Genomic DNA, 18869 nt, shown 5'->3' on the forward strand with positions numbered 1-18869 from the left:
AGCCGCTCCGCCTGCCGCCTCAGTACTGTGACTTCGCATGACCGACGCCGAGATTGAGATCACCGCAGACCTGGTCCGCGACTTGCTGCGGGAGCAACATCCAGACCTTGCAGGGCTGGCCATCCGCGAGGTGGCGGGCGGTTGGGGCAACCAGATGTGGCGCCTCGGGGACGAGCTGGCCGTGCGCATGCAGCGCATGGACCCCACCCCGGAGCTCCAGCTCAAGGAGCGGCGGTGGCTACCCGTGTTGGCCCTGCGCCTGCCGCTCCCGGTGCCGACCCCGGTGCGGTTCGGCGAACCGTCTGAGCGCTTCCCCAAGCACTGGACCGTGATGACGTGGGTTCCCGGCGAGCCGCTGGACCACGGCTCGATCAGCCGCGGCGTCCACGCGGCCGACACGTTGGCGGGCTTCCTCCGGGCGCTCCATGTGGAGGCGCCCGCCGAGGCCCCGGCCAGTTCGGACTTCGGCGCTCACCCCAAGAGGTGCACGGGCGGCTTCGAGCAGTTCTTGCAGGCCATTGACCCCGACGCCGTCGGCGATGTCGGCGCCGTCCGGGCCGTCTGGGCCGATGCCGTCGCGGCTCCCGAGTGGGAGGGCCTGCCGGTGTGGGTGCACGGTGACCTCCATCCCGCGAATGTCGTCGTCTCGGACGGGACGCTCTCGGGCGTGATCGATTTCGGTGCCTTATTCGCGGGCGATCCCGCGTGGGACCTCGGCGCCGCGTGGGTGCTGCTCCCCGCGGGGACGGCCGCACGGTTCTTCGACGCGTACGCGCACGCGGATGAGGCGGCGATCAGGCGCGCCCGCGGGCTGGCCGCTATGAAGAGTCTCTTTCTGATGCTCATGGGGCAGAACGGGGATCGGGGCCTTCCCGGCGGCAAGCCGAACTGGGGACCTGCAGGCCGGGCGGCACTTGATCGTGTTCTAGAGGGCGTTTGACGCACGCTTCTCTTAACTTGTTCTCGATCTTGGTTGAGGGCCATGCGGCAGCCCGCCTTCGTGGGGTTCATCGATCACCGCGCGTGGTGGGGATGCCAAGGTCCACGGCCGTATGCTGCCCGTGGCCCCGATCGAGCCGGCGGAGCTTCTCCTCGGCGCCAGCCAGGCTGACCTGGAGTCCTTCAACCTCGCCGAGCCAGCCTTCGCGTTCGGCCTCGGCAATGCGGGCGATGAGGTTGTCGCGGATCTCTTCGATGCGGGCGCGTTGGACCGGGTCCGGCCTGAGAAGCGCACATCTGACACAAGCTTAACCGAACTGATCTTGAGGGGCCTTTGGCGCCCCGATGAGAGGTCGGTGACAGGGCGTGGTGGCGGTTGATCAGCTCAAATTGAAGATCGGGCGTGTCGTGGCCGGACCCGGGGATCAGACAGAGTCGACCAGGTGGCGGGAGGGCCCATAGCCGATCTTCCAGCTCGCGCAGTAGCCGATGAGACCGTCGGTCGTGCATCGGACTGCGATGCTGACCCAGCGGATATCCGAGGTCGGGCCGTCGTCGTAGAAGGTGAAGCCGACTGCAGTCTCGAATTGGTCCTCGCCGCAGGTGCACTCGACGAAGTACTGGGCTTCGGCCTCTTCTTCCGTGGTCGGCCAGTGCTCCTCGCTGTCCAGCATGTGGGTGGTCTGGTCGCAGCTGACGCAGGTGCGGCGGACGCAAGTGGACGACTCGTCGGTCTCAAGGACGAAGACCTGGCCTGTGCACTGGTCGCAGCGTGCCGCGACCACTTGGTGCGCCGGGTACTCGTCTGGATCCGCGCCGAAGTAGGCGACCAGATCGTCGAGGTTGTCTCCTGCCCATCGGTCGTTGACCGTCCTGAGTGCCACGAGAGCACGGTAGCGGGCGGTTTCGGATCGGGTGCAACCAGGCGGCGCGTCATTATTGTCGTCCGCTCGAGCGTCCAACGGATCGGCGGATGTCGGGCATGCCAAGGCTGACCACGGTCGTGCGGGAGACCGCGTCCCTCATGGCCTGGAGCTTCTGCTTGGCGGCGGCGAGGGTGGTTTCGATTGCGGCGACCTCGCCGAGCCAGCCCTGTTGTCTGGCCTCGGTGAGCCGGTCGATGAGGTTCGCGTGGATCTCCTCCAGTCGGGTCTTCTGACCTGGGTCAACGCGAAGGAGGGGGCATCTGACGCAGGCGTTTTCATGCGCGCAAGGGGTTCCGAAGTCGCGACCACATACTCCGAGCGCCACCTTCCGCAGCTCGAAGTGGGCAAGGAATTCTTCCCATTCACCGGCGGTGGGGTCGCGGTATTCCTCGCGGAGGCGTTCGGTCCTGCGGCGGGCGATGAACGCCCGATGGTGGGTTATGACGTCTTCGGGGTAGATCGCGGCGTAGCCCATCGTGGTGTCGAGGAGGGCGTGTCCGCAGATCTTGGCGGCGACGTGGGGTGGGAGCCCGGAGCGCAGGGCGTCGGTGACGAAGATTCTCCGGAAGTCGTGGGGTCGCCATTCGAGGGGTTCACCGGCGATGGTGATCTGCGCAGCCGCGGAGGTGGCGATCAGGCATTCGCGGATGTAGCTGCGGGTCAGGGCACGGTCTTCGGAGCCGTAGCGGCGTTGGAACAGGAACGGCATCGGCGCGCTCCAGGTCTGCTCGAACACGTCATAGGCCGAGACCAGAGGCAGGGCGGCGTGGCCGCGCCGGACTCGGAAAATGATCGCGGTGAGGACCTCGGCGAGTTCGGGCGAGACGAGCAGGAGCCGTTCGGCGTCGGTCTTGGAAGGCGCGATCTGCAGCATCGGTACGACTTCGCCCGTGGTCGGCAGCGTGTAGGCGACGAAGCTGTGATGGGTGAGCTCGAGCATCTCCTCGATCCGGACCCCGGTCGCGCGCAGGACCTCAACCGTCGCCCAGGACCAGAACGCGGCTTCCTCCTCGTGGGTGAGGTTCCGCTTCTTGCCTGTGGCGGCCTCGATGACATAGACGCGCCCGGACGGGCCCTGCCGGCACCGCCGCAGCTCGCGGCCTTCAACTGTGAAGGTCTCGCCTTCAGGCGTGCCCATGGTCGTGGTGATCAGGTGCTCGGCGGCTTTGTGCTGCTGTTCAACCGCGCGTAGCAGGGCGGGTAGGAGCGGGAGCTGGGTTCGGGTCCGCTGGTCCATCCGCGACTTCACCCTGGACTTGGCCTTCTTGGTCGTGCACTCGCTGGCCTTGATCGGGCACGGGACCGCCCACCTTGCCCAGCGGGCGGGGTCGTCGACGGCCCAGCGGGCGATGTCCTCATAGAAGGCTTTGACGAAGACCAACTCGCTGCGGAAGTTGACGCGCGGCCGGATCGGGTTGTCGTCGGTGTCGCGGATGTAGGAAAGCCGTTCCTTCCATGCCTGTGCGACTTCGGGCGCCAGGTGTAGGGAGCTAATGCCGGGATGGTGGAGTTCCAGGTCGCGCCAGAACAGTCGGCATAGGTTGCGGGCGATCGAGCGCAGCGAGGTGTGGTCCAGGTCGGGCGCCCGCTCGGTGAGGTATTCGACCATCAAGTCCCGGACGGGTTCGCACTCGATGCCGTACTTGTCGACGATCTGCTCGATGCTGGGGCGTCCCTCGATCCGCAAGGCCCGGAACCGTGGCGGGGCGGACGCGGGAAGTATCCCGGTTTCCTTCAGTAGCGCGTAGAACAGCAGCCGACCTGCGCTTCCCCGAAAGTGGTACTCCTCCAGCGCGGCCGTCAGCTCGACGCAGTCGCCCATCGTGATGTCAGCGACCGTGCCGCCCTTGCTGATCACCACCCAGGTGAGCTTGTTCATCGCGTCCGACCGAGCCCACCCGATCGCGTCCCGGGCATGCTCCTCGAGCCGGATGAATCCCTCGGGATCGAGGGCCTGGCGGGCCTCGGCCAGCATCTGCGCGAGCCGTTGCCGCAGAATTCTCTGCACTTTGCAAGTCGTAATGCCGTGGGATCATTCGCTCCATGAGCGAGGGCGCTAGCGAAGTGCAGTTGTTGCCTGATCGGCTGGCGGCAACGGTCCTGGCTGCGGCCGCCGAGATGATGAACGCGACGCTGGTGGCCAGCGGTGTGAGCGCGGACGACGCCGGGCAGATCACCTGGATCGTGCAGCATCCGTTCGAGGTGCGGAAAGGTCGGCTGTATGGCCGGTTGCCGATCCTTGATGGCCGCATCAGAGCCACGCCTGATCGAATCCGAAAGATCATCGATCAGGTGTTCGCGGGCCTGCTGCCTCATGCATCGCCGCCTCGCGAGTTCCGTGATGGTGTCGCGGTCGTCTACGAGATCGAGGGCGTCGTTGATGGAATGACGGTGGGCGTGTGGGGAGTGTTAAAGGACGACTACCGCGACCCGTAGCTCGCCAATTCCTGGCGACCCTGGCGCCGATCAGGCTATGGCGACCCCTCGTCGATAGGGCCGTGCCGTGACTAGGCGGATCACGAATCACATCTGAGCCCTGGGCGTGGGCATGCCTGGCATGCCGAGGTGGATCGGGGCGACTCTGGCGAGTCGGCGGGTCTGGTCTCGCTTCTGGCGGAGGAAGGTGAGGGTGAGGTCGATGCCTTCGATCTCGCCGAGCCAGCCCTCGGCTTCGGCTCGGGCTCGGCGGGCCAGGAGGTCGAGTTCGATCTCGTCGAGGCGGTGCAGCATTTTCGGGTTTATGTTGATCATGGGACATCTCAGGCAGGCGTGTTCATGTTGGCAAGGGGTCCCGTAGGGCCGGGCGCATCCTCCTAGCTCGACTTTGCGCTGGTCGAAGTGTTCTTCGAACCCGAGCCATTCGGATTCGGTCACCGGGCGGTACTCATCGGTCGGCCGGGCCTGGCGGCGGCGGTCGAGGTATGCCTGGTAGTGGCGGACGAGGTCTTCGTTGAACACCGCGACGTATCCCCGAGTTGTTTGCAGGTTCAAATGCCCAAGTAGGGCGGCGCCGATGTGGATGGGGAGTCCGTTGTTGACCAGCTCGGTGGCCAGCAGCCTGCGGAAATCGTGGGGGGTGAAGCCGACGGTCTGGAAGCCTGGGTGGTGCTCGGCCAGCTCGGCGCAGCGTCGGCGGAGCATGACCAGGACGGTGGCGGGCGAGATGACACGGCGGACGGTGCCGAGCTGGCGTTGGAACAGGAACGGCATCGGTTCGCTCATCCGGCGTTCGTGCTGGTCGTAACGTTGGATGAGGGGTATGGCCCGGCCGCCGTCAGTGTGTCTGCGAACGATGGCGGCGATGACGGCGAACAGCTCGGCCGACATGGGGATGACGCGCTCGCGGTCGGTCTTGGACGGGGCGATGACCAGCAGCGCGATGACTTCCCCGTTGGGGCGCTGGTATTGGCGGATGCTGAGGTGAGTGAGCTCGAGGAGCTCCTCGATCCGAATGCCGCTGTGTCGCAGGACCTCTGTGGTCGCCCATTCCCAGAAAGCCAGCTCCTCGGTGACGGTGAGATTCAGGTCCGCGTCGGCGGCCAGGTCGCGGACCCGAACATTGGCCTGTCCGCCGTGCCGTTGGCGCCGTTCGTCACCAGCGGTCCAGATCCGCTGGTAGAGGCGTCCCTCGAAGGTGAAGGTCTGGCCGGGAGCGAGCGGGGAAGTGTGGTGCAGGAGTTCGCGTAGGTGGTGGTAGCGGTCTTCCAGGTGCGCCACGAGGGTGGGCAGCAGGGGTTGGCGGCGGCGGATCCGGTCGTCTATGCGTTCCTTGGTGCGCCGCTTGCGGACGGTGAGCCCGCGTAGCGCGTTGTCGGGGATCGGGCAGGGAGCGACCCATGGTGCCCACTTGTCGGGTTCGTCGACCGCCCAGCTATGCAGGTCGAGGTAGAAGGAGCGCACTGAGCGCAGGATGCGTTCGACCTCGTGTCGCTTGCCCTGGCCGTCCTTGCGGGTGTTGAGCGCCTCACGCCATCTCTCATAGAGGTCGGCGTCGATGCGCAGGTCTGGATGCCCGGGTGAGAGGGCTTCAATCTTGGCCCAGAACGCCCCGGCCAGGGACCGAGCGTGCTGATCGAGGGAGCTGTAGTCCAGTTCGCTGCGGCGCCGGGCCAGGTAGTCCAGGATCAGTTGCCGTACTCCCTGATGCTGGATGGCGTAGCGATCGACGAGTTCTTCCAGCGTTCGCTGCCCCGGTAGCACGGCCGCGCGCACCGTCGCCGGTGTGCCCGGGGGGAACAGTCCCATCTCGTGCAGGACGGGCCAGGCCAGCTGGCCTGGGAACTGGCCGCGGTTCTGCTTGCCGCGGGCCTTCATGGTCAGTCCTTGATCGCGGGACTGCCATATGTAGTGCAGAAACGCCTCAGGCGTCAGGTCGGCCAGGGCGATTCCTTGCGTGGTCAACGCGACCGCGACGTCGAACAGGGCCGCGGTGTGGTGCATCGGATGTACCGGATGATCCTTAACCCGCTTCCAGAACTCCTCCAGCAGCGGGTCACGCTGCGCTTCCAGGAACCGTCCGCCGTAGCCAGCGAACCGGGTCGACCGCAGTGCCAGTAATGACGGGCGGATGACGCGCAGCGCGAACAAGCAGGCCGCACCGGTGCAGATCTCCTTGCGCCCTTGATGCTCGGGGATCATCACGTTGACCGGCCGGCTCGCCTCGTTCAGCCCGCTGGCCTCCCACCGTTGCTGCCAGCCTCCACCCGGGAAGCCGCTGAGGTGCTCCAGGAGGAGCCGGGCGCCGCGGGCCCGCCGTCGTTCGGAGTCGCGACCACCGGGCCAGACCTGGCGCATCGCCGCCTCGATCTCGTCAACGCCAGCGTCCACCAGATGGCGGCTATAGGGGCCGGGCGGGACCGCGGACGGCAGTGCGGGCGCGGCCTGCAGGCCAGCGAACCGTGTCGGCACCAGCCTCGTGGCTTCGTCAGGGGCCACCGTGGTCGTGGTCGGTTCAGCCACCGAAGACCGCCTTGATGTCGTCGGGGTCGTAACCGGCCGGATAAGAGCGTTGCGGGCGAGGCCGGGTGTAGTGCTCGTGCAGCTTGTCGTGCATGTCCTCGATGCGGGCCACCAGGTAGTGCCCCGTGGTGTCCAGGTGAGCGTGGCGAAGGATGGTCTGGACCTCGGCCAGTGTGAGGCGTTCGTCGCCGGCCATCCTGGTGGCGGCGGTGTGGCGGGCGTCGTGCAACGTCCAGTTGGTGCCCAGCCGCTCGTTGGCCCGTTGCAGCACCCGCCTCATCGCCCAGTAGGTCATCGGCCGCTGCTCGCCGTGGCGGGTCCGCCAGATCGGCTGCCCAGGTAACGGCAGTCCGTCGGTAGCCAGGTAAAGGCCCAGGTAGCAGAAAGCGTTCGGGGAGGCCGGGATCGGCTGGCGAAGTCGGGTGCCTTTGGAGACCACGTAGATCAGTTGGCCGCCCCAGTCGATGTCGTCCAAGGTCAGGCCGAGAAGCTCACTGGCTCGTGCTCCCGAACTGACGTAGAACTCCAGCAGCGCCCGGTCGCGATCACAGCCCATCGCGGCGAACAGCTCGTCCCACAGGTTGTCCGGGATCGCTCGCGGCGTCTGCTGCGGTACCCGTTGCCGCAACCGCGCTCGACGGACCACCGGCACCGGGTCCAGTGGGCTGCGGTGCGCCAGCACCTGGCGCCGCTGCGCCGAGACGGGCACCGGGTTGACCACCGGGCCGGCTCCGAACCGGCTATGGAAGGAGTAGAAGCCATGCACGACGGTGAGCGCGTGATTGATCGTGCTCGGCGCGTACCCGGCCCGCAGCGACGGCTTGCCGGTCTTGAGATTTACTGATCCCGCTGGAGTCGCGCCCGGCCGCTTGCGTTCTCGCTGCGGGTTCCGGGCCGTACGCAGCCAGCCGACCATAGTTGCGACCTCGGCCTCGGTCGCCTTCTCCCAGTTGAGTTGGAGGAACCACAGCAGCCGGTGCCACCGCAGAAGGTCAAACGCATAGCTCCGGCACGTCAACGGGCTGGCGTCTCCGAGCATCAGATCCCGCAGATAGGCGCTCACCGGCCGGAGTTCCTCGCCACCGCCGTCCACCACGAGGAACGGCAACTGCACGCCCTCTCCGGTCAGCCCGCCGACCAATTCGTCGCGCTTGAACCGGGCCGCGTCTCCGCTCAGCACCAGGTCGGTCCACTCGAAGCCGGCGGCGTCCGCTCCGCTGGTCAGCCACCGGTCCTGCCAGGTGTCGCCAGGTTGAGTTTCCAGCCAGTCCAGCAGCTTGGCCAGTCCCCGCCGCCGCACCAAGTCACGGCGCGAGATCACCGCGTCGGTGAAAGCGGTCAGCAGCCGTGCGGTCAGGGCGTCACGTTCCTGCCGCGTCTGCCACCACCCGTCCGGCATCGGGCGCGCTGGCCATTCCTGCGGAGGCTGGGTTCTCTGCGCCGTCCCGTTCGCGGGGCCGTCATGGACCTTCCTGGCCATCACGCCTCCCCGCTGATCTGTGGAGTGCCGAAAAGCGCGGCCAGGACCTCGGGCCGATAACCAGGTGCCGGTGGCGCGGGGAGCGCGTCCGCGCCGCTGCGTTGCCGTTCGTGATGGGCCAGAACGTGGCTGACCACCTCGTCCGGTGCCGGGTTCGTATAGATCTCGGTGGTGGTGATGTGGGCGTGCCCGAGCACCCACTGAACGTCGGCGAGCGTCAGGTTCGGGTCGCGGATCATCCTCTTGGCCGCAGTGTGCCGCAGGTCATGCAGGGTCCAGTTGGCGCCGAGTAGCTGGTTAACGCGGGTGAACACCATCCTGGCCGCGTCGTAGGACAGCGGTCGGAACGGCCGGCGCAGAGTCCACCACACCGGTTGAGAAGATCCTCGCGGGATCAGGCCGTGCATCTCTTGCTGGTAGAGACGCAGCCAGACGAAGGCGTCCGGGGAGGCAGGAAGGTGCTGCAGCGCCTGGCTGCCCTTGCGGATCACGCCGACCGTCTGGTCCTCCGGAGCGACGAGCCCCTGCACGATCCCGAGGAGCTCCGAGGCCCGGGCGGCGGTGGAGATGTAAAACGCGATGAGCGCGCGATCCCGGTTCGAGGACAGCGCCGTGAACAGCTCGTTGAACGCCTGGTCCGGGATGATCCTCGGCGCAGGTTTGGGCTCCTTGGGTTGGTAGGCGGCCCTCTGCAGCGGCTGCCGGCCGCCCGCATCGGGTTGTGGTGAGCGTTTCAGCCTGCCGTCCTCAGCCCCTTCGGCCGCAGGGAACGGATTCACCAGCGGACGGCCGTGCATCTCGCGGTGGTACTCATAGAACGAGCGAATCACCGCTCGAGCATGGCGCCGAGTCCTGGGCGCGTAGTTCAGGCCAGGCGTCGCTTTTCCCGTGAGCGGGTTCACGCCCCCGGGAGCCGGGGCGTCAGAACGGCGAGGCCTCGACGGCTTCCGGACGGTCTTCAGCCAGAGCGCGAAGTCCCGGGCTTCGGCACGACCCGCGCCGTCCCACGCGACCCCGATCGTCCGAAGGAACCGGAACCAGGCGAGCAGCTCATAGGCGTATGACCTCAGCGAGGTCGGCCGAGCGTCGTCGGCCAGCATGTGATGCAGGAACTCGCTGACCGCGGTGACCTCGACCCCATGCTCGTCCAGCAACTCGAACGGCCGCAGCGGATCGCCCGTCTCCACGACCCGACCGACTCGATCCACCCTCAACGCCGCGACGTTCCGAACCCCGATCGCCGGTTCCACCATTCCCGCCTCCGCGTGCCGACACCCTCAACGACACCCGATCACAACAGATCCAACCCGCCACCCGCAGTGACGATCAAGACCAGCCCGGCACCAAATCAAGACGCTGGACCGACGGCCTGGCCTTCACCGACACACAGTCGGAGCTCTCGATAATTCGGTCAACGGGACGTGCTCATGAATACAAGGGGTGGAGAAAGCGCGGCCACAGGTGCCGATGGACACCTTGCGTTTCTCGAAGTGTGCGAGGAAGGCGTCCCACTCCTGGTCGGTGGGGGCTCGGTATTCTTCGCTGGGTCGAGTGGCTCGGCGGCGGGCGATGAACGCTCTGTGCGCCTCGATCGTCTCGGCCGGGTATACGGCCTTGTAGCCCATCGTTGTGTCAATGCTCCTATGGCCGCAGATCACTTGGGCGATGTGCGGCGGAAGGCCGTTCATGATGGCGTCGGTCACGAAGAAGCGCCTTCTGCCCGTACTCGCTGTGTGCGGTTGTGTTCGTGTGGCGATCGAGCAGGCGGCTTTCCATCGGGATGTTCGCGCTGGGGGTCGTCGCTCGTGTTGCGTTTCCGGGCAGGTCATGTGACGCAGATCACTAGCTTGGGGTGCTCGTAGAGCAGGTTGTCGGTGGTGCCTGCGATCGTGTCCTGCATGGGCGAGCTGGTCGAGCGAGTGGATGAACTGGACCGCGTGCTGGGAGTCGTGGATCGCGCAGAGGCGGAGCGTCGGCGATGGATGCATCGGATCGCGACGACGATCTGTCGCGATCCGATGCGGCGGATCCTCGTGCTGCGCCGAGCGGAGCAGCACACTCGCTTTCCCGGCCACTATGACGTGATGATCGGCGGTGCCGTGGACGTGGGCGAGTCGTATGAGGACGCGGCAGCCCGCGAGCTGTCCGAGGAGCTGGGCGCCAGCGTCCCGGTGCGTTTCATGTTCAAGTTCCTGTGCCGGAATGGGGTCAGCCCTGTCTGGTTCGGGGTGCACGAGGCCGTGATCACTGAGCCATTGGTTCCAGATCCGTCCGAGATCGCTTGGCATACCTGGCTCACAGAGCTCGAACTGCGGGAGGTCGTTGATCGATGGCCTTTCGTTCCCGGTGGGCGAGAGGCGGTGCGCCGATATTTGGTATTCGGGAACGAGGGCCAGCCGTCGGCTGGCTGATCGGCGGCATCATGTCGAGTGGGTGGCTCAGCTGCATGGCCCGATTCCCTCAGCCCGGGCTGGCAGCCGACCGCAGGTGGCACCGGGCCGCTAGCGCAGGAAGGCGGCGGCCACTCCCGCGTCGACCGGGATGTGCAGGCCGGTGGTCAGCGACAGGTCGCCGGCCGTGAGCGCGAAGACGGCGGCGGCCACGTGCTCCGGCAGCACCTCCCGCTTGAGCAGGGTGCGCTGAGCGTAGAACTCGCCGAGCCGCTTCTCCTCCACCCCGTAGACGGCCGCCCGGTTGGCGCCCCAGCCGGAGGCGAAGATTCCGGAGCCCCGGACCACGCCGTCGGGGTTGACGCCGTTGACCCGGATGCCGTGCTCCCCCAGCTCGGCGGCCAGCAGCCGCACCTGGTGGGCCTGGTCGGCCTTGGCGGCGCCGTAGGCGACGTTGTTGGGCCCGGCGAACACGGCGTTCTTGGAGGAGATGTACACGAGGTCACCCCCCATGCCCTGACTTATCAGGACGCGGGCGGTCTCCCGGGAGACGAGGAACGAACCACGGGCCATCACGTCGTGCTGCAGGTCCCAGTCGCCGGCCGTGGTCTCCAGCAGAGACCGCGACAGCGACAGCCCGGCGTTGTTCACCACCAGGTCGAGGCCGCCGAACGCGCGGACCGCCTGCCGTACGGCGTCGAGGATCTGCTCCTCGGACGTGACGTCCACGCCCACCGCGACCGCGACGTCCGACGGGTGAAGCGCCCCGGCGCCCAGCTCGGCGGCGACCTTGGCGGCGGCGGCGAGGTCGCGGTCGGCGACCACCACGCAGGCGCCCTCGGCGGCCAGCCGGCGGGCGGTGGCGGCGCCGATGCCCGAGCCACCGCCGGTGACCAGGGCGATCCGCCCGGCCAGCGGCCTGGGCGCGGGCAGCCGGCGCAGCTTGGCCTCCTCCAGCTCCCAGTACTCGATACGGAACTTCTCCGCCTCGTCGATCGGCCGGTAACGGGACAGCGCCTCGGCCCCGCGCATGACGTTGATGGCGTTGACGTAGAACTCGCCGGCGACCCGGGCGGTCTGCTTGTCCTTGCCGAAGCTGAACATGCCGACCCCGGGCACCAGCACGATCGCCGGGTCGGCGCCGCGCATCGGGGGCGAGCCGGGGCCGGCGTGGCGTTCGTAGTAGGCGGTGTAGTCGTCGCGGTAGCGGGCGTGCAGCTCGCCGAGCCGCAGCAGGACGTCGTCCAGCGGCGCGTCCGGTGGGAGGTCCAGCACCAGCGGGGCGACCTTGGTGCGCAGGAAGTGGTCGGGGCAGGACGTGCCGAGCGCGGCCAGCCTCGGGTGCTCGGCGCGGGCCAGGAAGTCGAGCACCTCGGCCGTGTCGGTGTAGTGGCCGACCTGGCGGCCGTCGGTGCTCGCCAGCCCGCGGATCGCCGGGAACAGCTCGGCCGCCCGGCGGTGGCGCTCCGGCTCCGGCAGCGGCTCGTGGACCACCGGGCCGAACGGGTCGGTGCGGCCGTGCTCGGCGATGTGGCGCTCGGCGGTGCGGATGATGTCGAGGGAGTTGGCCCGGCACTCCTCGCTGGTCGCGCCCCACGCGGTGATGCCGTGACCGCCGAGGACGCAGCCGATGGCCTGCGGGTTGGCCGCCTTGACGGCCGCGATGTCCAGCCCGAGCTGGAAGCCGGGCCGCCGCCACGGCACCCACACCACCCGGTCGCCGAAGATCCGCGCCGTCAGCTCGGGCCCGTCGGCGGCGGTCGCGAGGGCGATGCCCGAGTCGGGGTGCAGGTGGTCGACGTGCGGGGAGTCGACCAGTCCGTGCATGGCGGTGTCGATCGAGGGGGCGGCGCCGCCCCTGCCGTGCAGGCAATAGTCGAACGCCGCGACCATCTCGTCCTCGCGCTCCTCCCCCGGGTAGACCGCGGTCAGCGCCCTGAGCCGGTCGAGCCGCAGCACGGCCAGGCCGGCCTCGGTGAGCGTGCCGAGGTCGCCACCGGACCCCTTGACCCACATCACCTCGACGTCGCCGCCCGTCGCCGGGTCGGTCACGCTCCCTTTGGCCGAGGTGTTGCCGCCCGCGTAGTTGGTGTTGCGCGGGTCCGCGCCCAGCGCGTGCGACCTTTCGAGCAGTTCCCGTACGGCCCGCATCAGGCTCCCCATCCTGCCTGGGCGCCTCCGACGCGCTCGGCGGCGATCTTCTCGAAGTATCCGGACCCGGCGTAGGCGGCCATCGGGTCCGGGGCCAGCCCCATCTCCTCGCGCAGCTCGGCGAGCAGGGGCCGCACGTCGGTGTTGTAGGCGTCCATCAGCACGGCGTTGGCGCCGAGCACGTCACCCGCGCGCTGCGCGGCGGCCAGCGCGTCGCGGTCGACGAGCAGCGCCTTGGCGGTGGCCTCCTGGACGTTCATCACCGAGCGGATCTGGCCGGGGATCTTGGGCTCGATGTTGTGGCACTGGTCGAGCATGAACGCCGTCTCGCCGGTGAACCCGCCCCCGCCGATCACCTCGAACATGATGCGGAACAGCTGGAACGGGTCGGCCGCGCCCACCATCAGGTCGTCGTCGGCGTAGAAGCGCGAGTTGAAGTCGAACCCGCCGAGCTTCCCCTCGCGCAGCAGGAACGCCACGATGAACTCGATGTTGACGCCCGGCGCGTGGTGCCCGGTGTCGACCACGACCTGCGCCTTGGGGCCGAGCTTGACGCAGTGGGCGTAGGCGGTGCCCCAGTCGGGCACGTCCGTCGTGTAGAAGGCGGGCTCGAACAGTTTGTACTCCAGCAGGAACCTCTGCCCGTCGCCCAGCCGCTCGTAGACCGCGGCGAGCGCCTCGGCGAGCCGGTCCTGCCGGGCCCGGATGTCGTCCTGGCCCGGGTAGTTGGTGCCGTCGGAGAACCACAGTTTGAGCGTGTCGGACCCGGTCAGGTCCATGATGTCCACGCACTCGAGCAGATGGCCGAGCGCCTTGCGGCGGACGGCCGGGTCGGGGTGGGTGACGCTGCCGAGCTTGTAGTCGTCGTCCTGGAACACGTTGGAGTTGATCGCGCCGATGCCCACGCCCAGCTCGGCGGCGTGCCGGGCCAGGTGCGCGTAGTCGTCGACCCGGTCCCACGGGATGTGCAGCGCGACGGTCGGCGCGACGCCGGTGTGGCGGTGCACCTGCGCGGCGTCGGCCAGCTTCTCGTACGGGTCGCGCGGCACGCCCGGCTGGGCGAACACCTTGAACCTGGTGCCGGAGTTGCCGTACGCCCACGAGGGCGTCTCGATGCGCTGCCCGCGCAGCCGTTCCTTGATCATTTCTTTCCCCGATTCAATCCAGACGGAAAACCTCGTCCAGCCTGACCAGCTCCGCGTCGGCCCGGCCGGCCTCGAAGAACGGCGCCATCTCGGCCTGCCACCGGTGGTCGTCCGCAGGAAGCACACGCGCTCCATGTACAGACCTCCTCACCCCGCGCCGGCGCGCGGGGCATCCGGGTGGCGGGCAGCCGCTAGAAGTCGAACTGGTCGATGTTGGAGGCGTCGAAGGTGAACGGCGGGCCGAGGATGACCTCGCCGTTCTTGCCGATCGTGCGCTCACCGAGCTTGCCCGCCTTGAACGTCTCGCCCTCGGCGCCGGTGATCTGCCCCGACACCAGCGCCGCCGCCGCGTAGGAGGCCAGGTAGCCGAGGTCCTTCGGGTTCCACAGGGCGAACTTCTCGACCGTCTTGTCCTTGACGAACTGGCGCATCTGGTTGGGCGTGCCCAGGCCGGTCAGGACGACCTTGCCCTTGTACTTGGAGCCGGAGATGTAGCGGGCCGCGGCCGAGACGCCGACCGTGGTGGGCGAGATGATGCCCTTGAGGTCGGGGTAGGCCTGGAGCAGGCCCTGCGTCTCGGTGAAGGACTTCTGGTCGTCGTCGTCGCCGTACGCCACCTTGACCAGCTTCATGTCCTTGTATTCGGGCTTGCCCAGCTCGTCCTTCATGAAGTCGATCCAGGTGTTCTGGTTCGTGGCGTTGGCCGTGGCCGACAGGATCGCGATCTCGCCCTTGCTTCCGATCATGTCGGCGAGCAGCTTGACCTGGCTGCGGCCGACCTCCTCGGAGGCGGCCTGGTTGATGAACAGGTCACGGCACTCCGGCGCGGCGTCGGAGTCGTACGACACGATCTTGATGTTCTTGGCGCGGGCCTGCTGGAGCGGGCCGCAGACGGCGTTGGGGTCGTTGGCCGAGATGAGGATGGCGTCGTGGCCCTGCTGGGTGAGCGTGTTGATGTAGGAGATCTGCGACGAGGCCGACGCGTCGGACGGGCCGACCTCCTTGGCCTCGCCCTGGAACTCCTTGGCCGCCTCGGCTCCCGCGTTCGCGACGATCGTCATGTACGGGTTGTTGATCTGCTTGGGCAGGAACGCCAGCTTGAGTCCCTGCTTGAGGGGTGCGTTCGGGTTCGCGGCGGCGGCGGAGGACGCCGGCGCCTGGGCGGGCGCCGAGGTCACGCTCGACTTGGTGGTGCCGCCGCACGCCGCGACGCCCAGGGTGAGCAGCGCGGCGACGGCGGTGAGGCGCATCGGGGTCATGGTGTTCCTTTCAGGGCGGGCCTGACGAGGGAGACGAGACGAGGGGTGAGGACCGACACGATGAGGAGCAGCCCGGTGACGATCGACTGGATCTCGGTCGAGACGTCGCCGAGCATGAGCAGGTTGCGCAGCAGCCCGATGAGCAGCACTCCGGCGATGACGCCGCCGAGCGTGCCCTTGCCGCCGTCGAAGTCGACACCGCCGAGGAGTACGGCGGCGATGACGGCAAGTTCGATGCCCATGCCGTTGTCGGCGCGGGCGGAGCCGTATCTGAGGGTGAAGATCACTCCGGCGAACGCGGCGACGGTCCCGGAGACGACGAACAGCAGCAGCTTGATCCGCTTGACCCGGATCCCGGCGAAGAACGCGGCCTGCTCCTGCGCGCCGATCGCGTACAGGGAGCGGCCGAAGCCGGTGGCGTGCAGGACGACGCCGACGACGACGGCGAGCAGGACGAACAGCGCGATCGGGTACGGGATCGGCGTGCCGGGCACGTCGTCCACGGCGAGCGCGGTGTAGTCCGGCGGAAACTGGGCGACGGCTCTGTCGCCGAGCACCACGTAGGCCAGGCCGCGGTAGAGGGCGAGCGTGCCGATCGTGACGGCCAGCGACGGCAGCCCGAGCCTGGTCACCAGCAGGCCGTTGACCAGGCCGCACACGGCGCCGGTCAGCACGACGAGCGGGATGATCGTCTCGATGGCCATGCCGCCGTCCCACAGCGCGCCGACCAGCGCGCTGGACAGGCCGAGCACCGAGGCGACCGAGAGGTCCACCTCGGCGGCCACCACCAGCATGGTCATGGCCAGCGCGATGAGCGCGATCTCGCCCAGGTCGCCGAGCGCGAACGACAGGTTGTCGACGCTCGCGAAGCCGGGCGAGGTGAACGAGCCGCCGGCGAACACGACGATCAGCAGGGACGCGACGAGCACGTCCCAGCGCAGCACTCTAGCCATGGCGGCTCCTGTTCCTGAGCAGGCGGGCGAGCCTGAGGGCGAGCACCCGGTCGACGCTGATCGCGAGCAGGAGCAGCGCCCCGGTGATGGCCTGCTGCCAGAAGGGGTTGACCCGGAGCACGACCAGCGCGCTGCCGATCGTGGTGAGCAGCAGCGCGCCGAGCGCCGCCCCGTACACGCTGCCGACGCCGCCGGTGATCGCGACGCCGCCGACGACGACGGCGCTGATCACCAGCAGCTCCCAGCCGCCCGCGGAGTCGCCGATGACGGTGCCGAACCTGGCCAGCCAGAGCACGCCCGCCAGCCCGGCCAGGCAGCCGCTGACCAGGTAGGCGGCCAGGATGCGGCGGCGCACCGGCACGCCGGCGAGCCGGGCCGCCTCCGGGCTGGAGCCGATCGCGTAGAACTCCCGGCCGCTCGGGTAGGAGCGCAGGTAGTAGCCCATCGCCAGCATGATCACCAGCGTGATGAGCGGCAGGTACGGCACGCCGAACACGGCGCCGTTGCCCAGGGCGAGCAGCCCCGGCGGCAGGTCGACCGCGTTGATCTGCCGCCCGTGGGCGAGGTAGTGGCAGACGCCCTGGATCACGTAGAGCGTGCCGAGGGTGACGACCAGGGCGGGCACCCGGCAGAAGCTGACCAGCAGCCCGTTGAGCAGGCCGCAGGCCGCGCCCACGGCCACCCCGAACACGACGCCGGGCACCAGGCCCCAGCCGCTCGCCAGCACGTCGCCGGTGACGAACGCGACCAGGCCCACCACGGAGCCGACGGACAGGTCGAGGTTGCGGGTGATGACCACGATCGACTGCCCGACGGCCAGCAGCGCGAGGATGGCGGTGTTGAGCAGGATGTCCTCGATGCCCTGGCCGGACAGGAAGTTGGGGTTGCCGGCGGCGGTGCCGCCGACGAGCGCGACCAGGGCGATCACCAGGCTCAGCTCGCGGGCCCGGAAGACCAGGTCGACCAGGCCGCGGGCGCTGCGCGGGCCGGTCGCCTGCTCGGGCGGGGCGGTCGCGGTCGTCATCCGGCCCTCCCGGCGGCGGTCGTCGTCATGCGGCTCTCCCGATGCCGGTGGTCATGCGGCCCTCCCGGTGCAGGTCGTCGTCATGCGGCTCTCCCGGTGGCGGCGTTCATCACGCTCTCCTCGGTCGCCTCGGCGCGCGGGATCTCGGCGGCCAGCCGTCCCTCGTGCATGACCAGCACCCGGTCGGCCATGCCCAGCACCTCCGGGAGGTCGGAGGAGATCATGAGCACCGCGATGCCCTGCCCGGCCAGTTCCGACAGCAGGCGGTGCACCTCGGCCTTGGTGCCCACGTCGATGCCGCGGGTCGGCTCGTCCACGATGAGCACGGACGGCTCGGTGGCCAGCCACTTGGCCAGCACGACCTTCTGCTGGTTGCCGCCGGACAGCACGCCCACCCCGTCGCCGAGCCGGGCGAACTTGAGCCGCAGCCGCACCGCCCAGTCGGCGGCCCGGTCGCGCTCGGCCCGGCGGGAGATGGTCAGCCCCCTGCGCAGGGAGCGCAGCCCGGTCAGCCCGATGTTGCGCTCGATCGACAGCTCCATGACCAGGCCCTGCTGGCGGCGGTCCTCGGGCACCAGGGCCAGGCCGGCGTCCATGGCGGCCGTGGGGCTGCCGGCGGGCAGGTCGCGACCGTCCACCGTGACGGCGCCGGCGTCCCACCGGTCGACGCCGAAGACCGCGCGGGCCACCTCGCTCCGTCCGGCGCCGACGAGCCCGGCGAGGGCGACGATCTCGCCGCGCCGTACCTCGAAGGAGACGTCGGTGAAGACGCCCTCGCGGGTGAGCCGCTCGACCTTCAGCGCGACGTCGCCGACGGCGGTGTCCTGCTTGGGGTAGAGCGCGCCGAGCTCGCGGCCCACCATGCGGCGGACCAGGTCGTCGTGCGTGAGCCCGGCGACGGGCTCGCCGGCGATCCAGGCGCCGTCCCGCAGGGTGGTGACCCGCTGGCAGAGCGAGAAGATCTCGTCGAGCCGGTGCGAGATGAACAGGATCGCGCAGCCGTGCTCGCGCAGCGCCTCCACCACCGAGAACAGCCGGGCGACCTCGTTGCCGGACAGGGCGGCCGTCGGCTCGTCCATGATCAGGACCCGGGCGTCGCGGGAGAGCGCCTTGGCGATCTCGACCAGTTGCTGGTCGGCGATGGACAGGCCACGCGAGGGCTGCTCGGGGTCGAGCGTCACCCCGAGCCGCCCGAACAGGGCCCGGGTCTGGGCGTGCATGGAGCCGCGGTCGATCCGGCCGAGCCCGCGCCGGGGCTGGCGGCCCATGAAGATGTTCTCGGCCACGGACAGGTCGGGGAAGAGCGTCGGCTCCTGGTAGATGACGGCGACGCCCGCCTGCTGGGCGTCGGCGGGACCGGCGAAGACGACCGGCTCGCCGCCGAGCAGCACCTGGCCGCTGTCCGGCCGGTGGACTCCCGCGAGCGTCTTGACGAGCGTGGACTTGCCCGCGCCGTTCTCCCCCGCGAGCGCGTGCGCCTCACCGGCGAACAGTTCGAGCGAGACGTCGCGAAGCGCTTTCACGGCTCCGAACGACTTGCTGACGTTCGCGAGCGCGAGGGTGGGGGTTGGGGGAACGCTCATGCATCCTCCGGCGACAAACGTTTTAACAACGTTGGATCCGGAATGTAGGCGCTGCACCAG

Annotated in this window: 15 protein-coding genes; 4 read left to right on the top strand and 11 right to left on the bottom strand. The window is 68.8% G+C overall.

Annotated features, from left to right (window positions below):
• The first annotated feature begins 37 nt into the window (after nucleotides 1-37).
• Nucleotides 38-940: an aminoglycoside phosphotransferase family protein gene (locus AB0C16_RS32940; protein WP_357688732.1), complete on the top strand. Its 903-nt coding sequence runs from the start codon at nucleotides 38-40 to the stop codon at nucleotides 938-940.
• 112 nt (nucleotides 941-1052) lie between these two features.
• Complete coding sequence (locus tag AB0C16_RS32945) at nucleotides 1053-1319, top strand: hypothetical protein (RefSeq protein ID WP_357688734.1); 267 nt, start codon at nucleotides 1053-1055, stop codon at nucleotides 1317-1319.
• A gap of 45 nt (nucleotides 1320-1364) precedes the next feature.
• Here AB0C16_RS32945 and AB0C16_RS32950 read toward each other — a convergent pair whose 3' ends face one another.
• Together AB0C16_RS32950 and AB0C16_RS32955 are read right to left on the bottom strand one after the other, a co-directional pair.
• Nucleotides 1365-1823, bottom strand: a complete 459-nt coding sequence (locus AB0C16_RS32950; protein WP_357688736.1) for a hypothetical protein — start codon at nucleotides 1821-1823, stop codon at nucleotides 1365-1367.
• 52 nt (nucleotides 1824-1875) lie between these two features.
• Entirely contained in the window at nucleotides 1876-3873 is a 1998-nt protein-coding gene (locus tag AB0C16_RS32955) for a site-specific integrase (RefSeq protein WP_357688738.1), read from the bottom strand.
• Nucleotides 3874-3908: 35 nt separating this feature from the next.
• Here AB0C16_RS32955 and AB0C16_RS32960 point away from each other — a divergent pair, with 35 nt between their 5' ends.
• Nucleotides 3909-4301 carry a hypothetical protein gene (locus AB0C16_RS32960; protein WP_357688740.1) on the top strand — a complete coding sequence of 131 codons (393 nt, stop codon included), beginning with the start codon at nucleotides 3909-3911 and terminating at the stop codon, nucleotides 4299-4301.
• An 87-nt stretch (nucleotides 4302-4388) separates the two neighbouring features.
• Here the strand turns inward: AB0C16_RS32960 and AB0C16_RS32965 are convergent, their stop codons facing one another.
• The 3 genes from AB0C16_RS32965 to AB0C16_RS32975 all read right to left on the bottom strand — a co-directional run bounded on the left by AB0C16_RS32965 (nucleotide 4389) and on the right by AB0C16_RS32975 (nucleotide 9557).
• Nucleotides 4389-6692 carry a site-specific integrase gene (locus tag AB0C16_RS32965; RefSeq protein ID WP_357688742.1) on the bottom strand — a complete coding sequence of 768 codons (2304 nt, stop codon included), beginning with the start codon at nucleotides 6690-6692 and terminating at the stop codon, nucleotides 4389-4391.
• 124 nt (nucleotides 6693-6816) lie between these two features.
• Entirely contained in the window at nucleotides 6817-8304 is a 1488-nt protein-coding gene (locus AB0C16_RS32970) for a tyrosine-type recombinase/integrase (RefSeq protein ID WP_357688744.1), read from the bottom strand.
• Complete coding sequence (locus AB0C16_RS32975; protein WP_357688745.1) at nucleotides 8304-9557, bottom strand: site-specific integrase; 1254 nt, start codon at nucleotides 9555-9557, stop codon at nucleotides 8304-8306. The genes AB0C16_RS32970 and AB0C16_RS32975 overlap by 1 nt, the downstream gene beginning before the upstream one ends.
• A 645-nt stretch (nucleotides 9558-10202) precedes the next feature.
• Between AB0C16_RS32975 and AB0C16_RS32980 the strand changes: the two genes are divergently transcribed.
• Entirely contained in the window at nucleotides 10203-10715 is a 513-nt protein-coding gene (locus AB0C16_RS32980) for an NUDIX domain-containing protein (RefSeq protein WP_357688746.1), read from the top strand.
• 90 nt (nucleotides 10716-10805) lie between these two features.
• Here the strand turns inward: AB0C16_RS32980 and AB0C16_RS32985 are convergent, their stop codons facing one another.
• The 6 genes from AB0C16_RS32985 to AB0C16_RS33010 form a co-directional block, all read right to left on the bottom strand.
• Nucleotides 10806-12845 (bottom strand): bifunctional aldolase/short-chain dehydrogenase, encoded by a 2040-nt coding sequence (locus AB0C16_RS32985; protein WP_357688747.1) that lies wholly within the window; start codon nucleotides 12843-12845, stop codon nucleotides 10806-10808.
• Nucleotides 12845-13990 (bottom strand): L-rhamnose isomerase, encoded by a 1146-nt coding sequence (rhaI, locus tag AB0C16_RS32990; protein WP_357688748.1) that lies wholly within the window; start codon nucleotides 13988-13990, stop codon nucleotides 12845-12847. Before rhaI ends, AB0C16_RS32985 begins: the two co-directional genes overlap by 1 nt.
• A 191-nt stretch (nucleotides 13991-14181) precedes the next feature.
• Complete coding sequence (gene rhaS / locus AB0C16_RS32995) at nucleotides 14182-15249, bottom strand: rhamnose ABC transporter substrate-binding protein (protein WP_357688749.1); 1068 nt, start codon at nucleotides 15247-15249, stop codon at nucleotides 14182-14184.
• Nucleotides 15246-16202, bottom strand: a complete 957-nt coding sequence (locus AB0C16_RS33000) for an ABC transporter permease (protein ID WP_357688750.1) — start codon at nucleotides 16200-16202, stop codon at nucleotides 15246-15248. Before AB0C16_RS33000 ends, rhaS begins: the two co-directional genes overlap by 4 nt.
• A complete protein-coding gene (locus tag AB0C16_RS33005) occupies nucleotides 16195-17226 on the bottom strand; it encodes an ABC transporter permease (protein ID WP_357688751.1) in 1032 nt (343 codons plus the stop codon). Before AB0C16_RS33005 ends, AB0C16_RS33000 begins: the two co-directional genes overlap by 8 nt.
• Nucleotides 17227-17306: 80 nt before the next feature.
• Nucleotides 17307-18809: a sugar ABC transporter ATP-binding protein gene (locus AB0C16_RS33010; protein ID WP_357688752.1), complete on the bottom strand. Its 1503-nt coding sequence runs from the start codon at nucleotides 18807-18809 to the stop codon at nucleotides 17307-17309.
• Nucleotides 18810-18869: the final 60 nt, after the last annotated feature.

It is taken from the genome of Nonomuraea sp. NPDC048916 (assembly GCF_040649575.1).
Lineage (GTDB): Bacteria > Actinomycetota > Actinomycetes > Streptosporangiales > Streptosporangiaceae > Nonomuraea.

Bases quoted from the DNA above. Each gene is read 5' to 3' on its own strand.
- AB0C16_RS32940 (WP_357688732.1), top strand. From the start codon at position 38: ATGACCGACGCCGAGATTGAGATCACCGCAGACCTGGTCCGCGACTTG.
- AB0C16_RS32945 (WP_357688734.1), top strand. From the start codon at position 1,053: ATGCTGCCCGTGGCCCCGATCGAGCCGGCGGAGCTTCTCCTCGGCGCC.
- AB0C16_RS32960 (WP_357688740.1), top strand. From the start codon at position 3,909: ATGAGCGAGGGCGCTAGCGAAGTGCAGTTGTTGCCTGATCGGCTGGCG.
- AB0C16_RS32970 (WP_357688744.1), bottom strand. From the start codon at position 8,304: ATGGCCAGGAAGGTCCATGACGGCCCCGCGAACGGGACGGCGCAGAGA.
- AB0C16_RS32975 (WP_357688745.1), bottom strand. From the start codon at position 9,557: ATGGTGGAACCGGCGATCGGGGTTCGGAACGTCGCGGCGTTGAGGGTG.
- AB0C16_RS32980 (WP_357688746.1), top strand. From the start codon at position 10,203: ATGGGCGAGCTGGTCGAGCGAGTGGATGAACTGGACCGCGTGCTGGGA.
- AB0C16_RS32985 (WP_357688747.1), bottom strand. From the start codon at position 12,845: ATGCGGGCCGTACGGGAACTGCTCGAAAGGTCGCACGCGCTGGGCGCG.
- rhaI (WP_357688748.1), bottom strand. From the start codon at position 13,990: ATGATCAAGGAACGGCTGCGCGGGCAGCGCATCGAGACGCCCTCGTGG.
- rhaS (WP_357688749.1), bottom strand. From the start codon at position 15,249: ATGACCCCGATGCGCCTCACCGCCGTCGCCGCGCTGCTCACCCTGGGC.
- AB0C16_RS33000 (WP_357688750.1), bottom strand. From the start codon at position 16,202: ATGGCTAGAGTGCTGCGCTGGGACGTGCTCGTCGCGTCCCTGCTGATC.
- AB0C16_RS33005 (WP_357688751.1), bottom strand. From the start codon at position 17,226: ATGACGACCGCGACCGCCCCGCCCGAGCAGGCGACCGGCCCGCGCAGC.
- AB0C16_RS33010 (WP_357688752.1), bottom strand. From the start codon at position 18,809: ATGAGCGTTCCCCCAACCCCCACCCTCGCGCTCGCGAACGTCAGCAAG.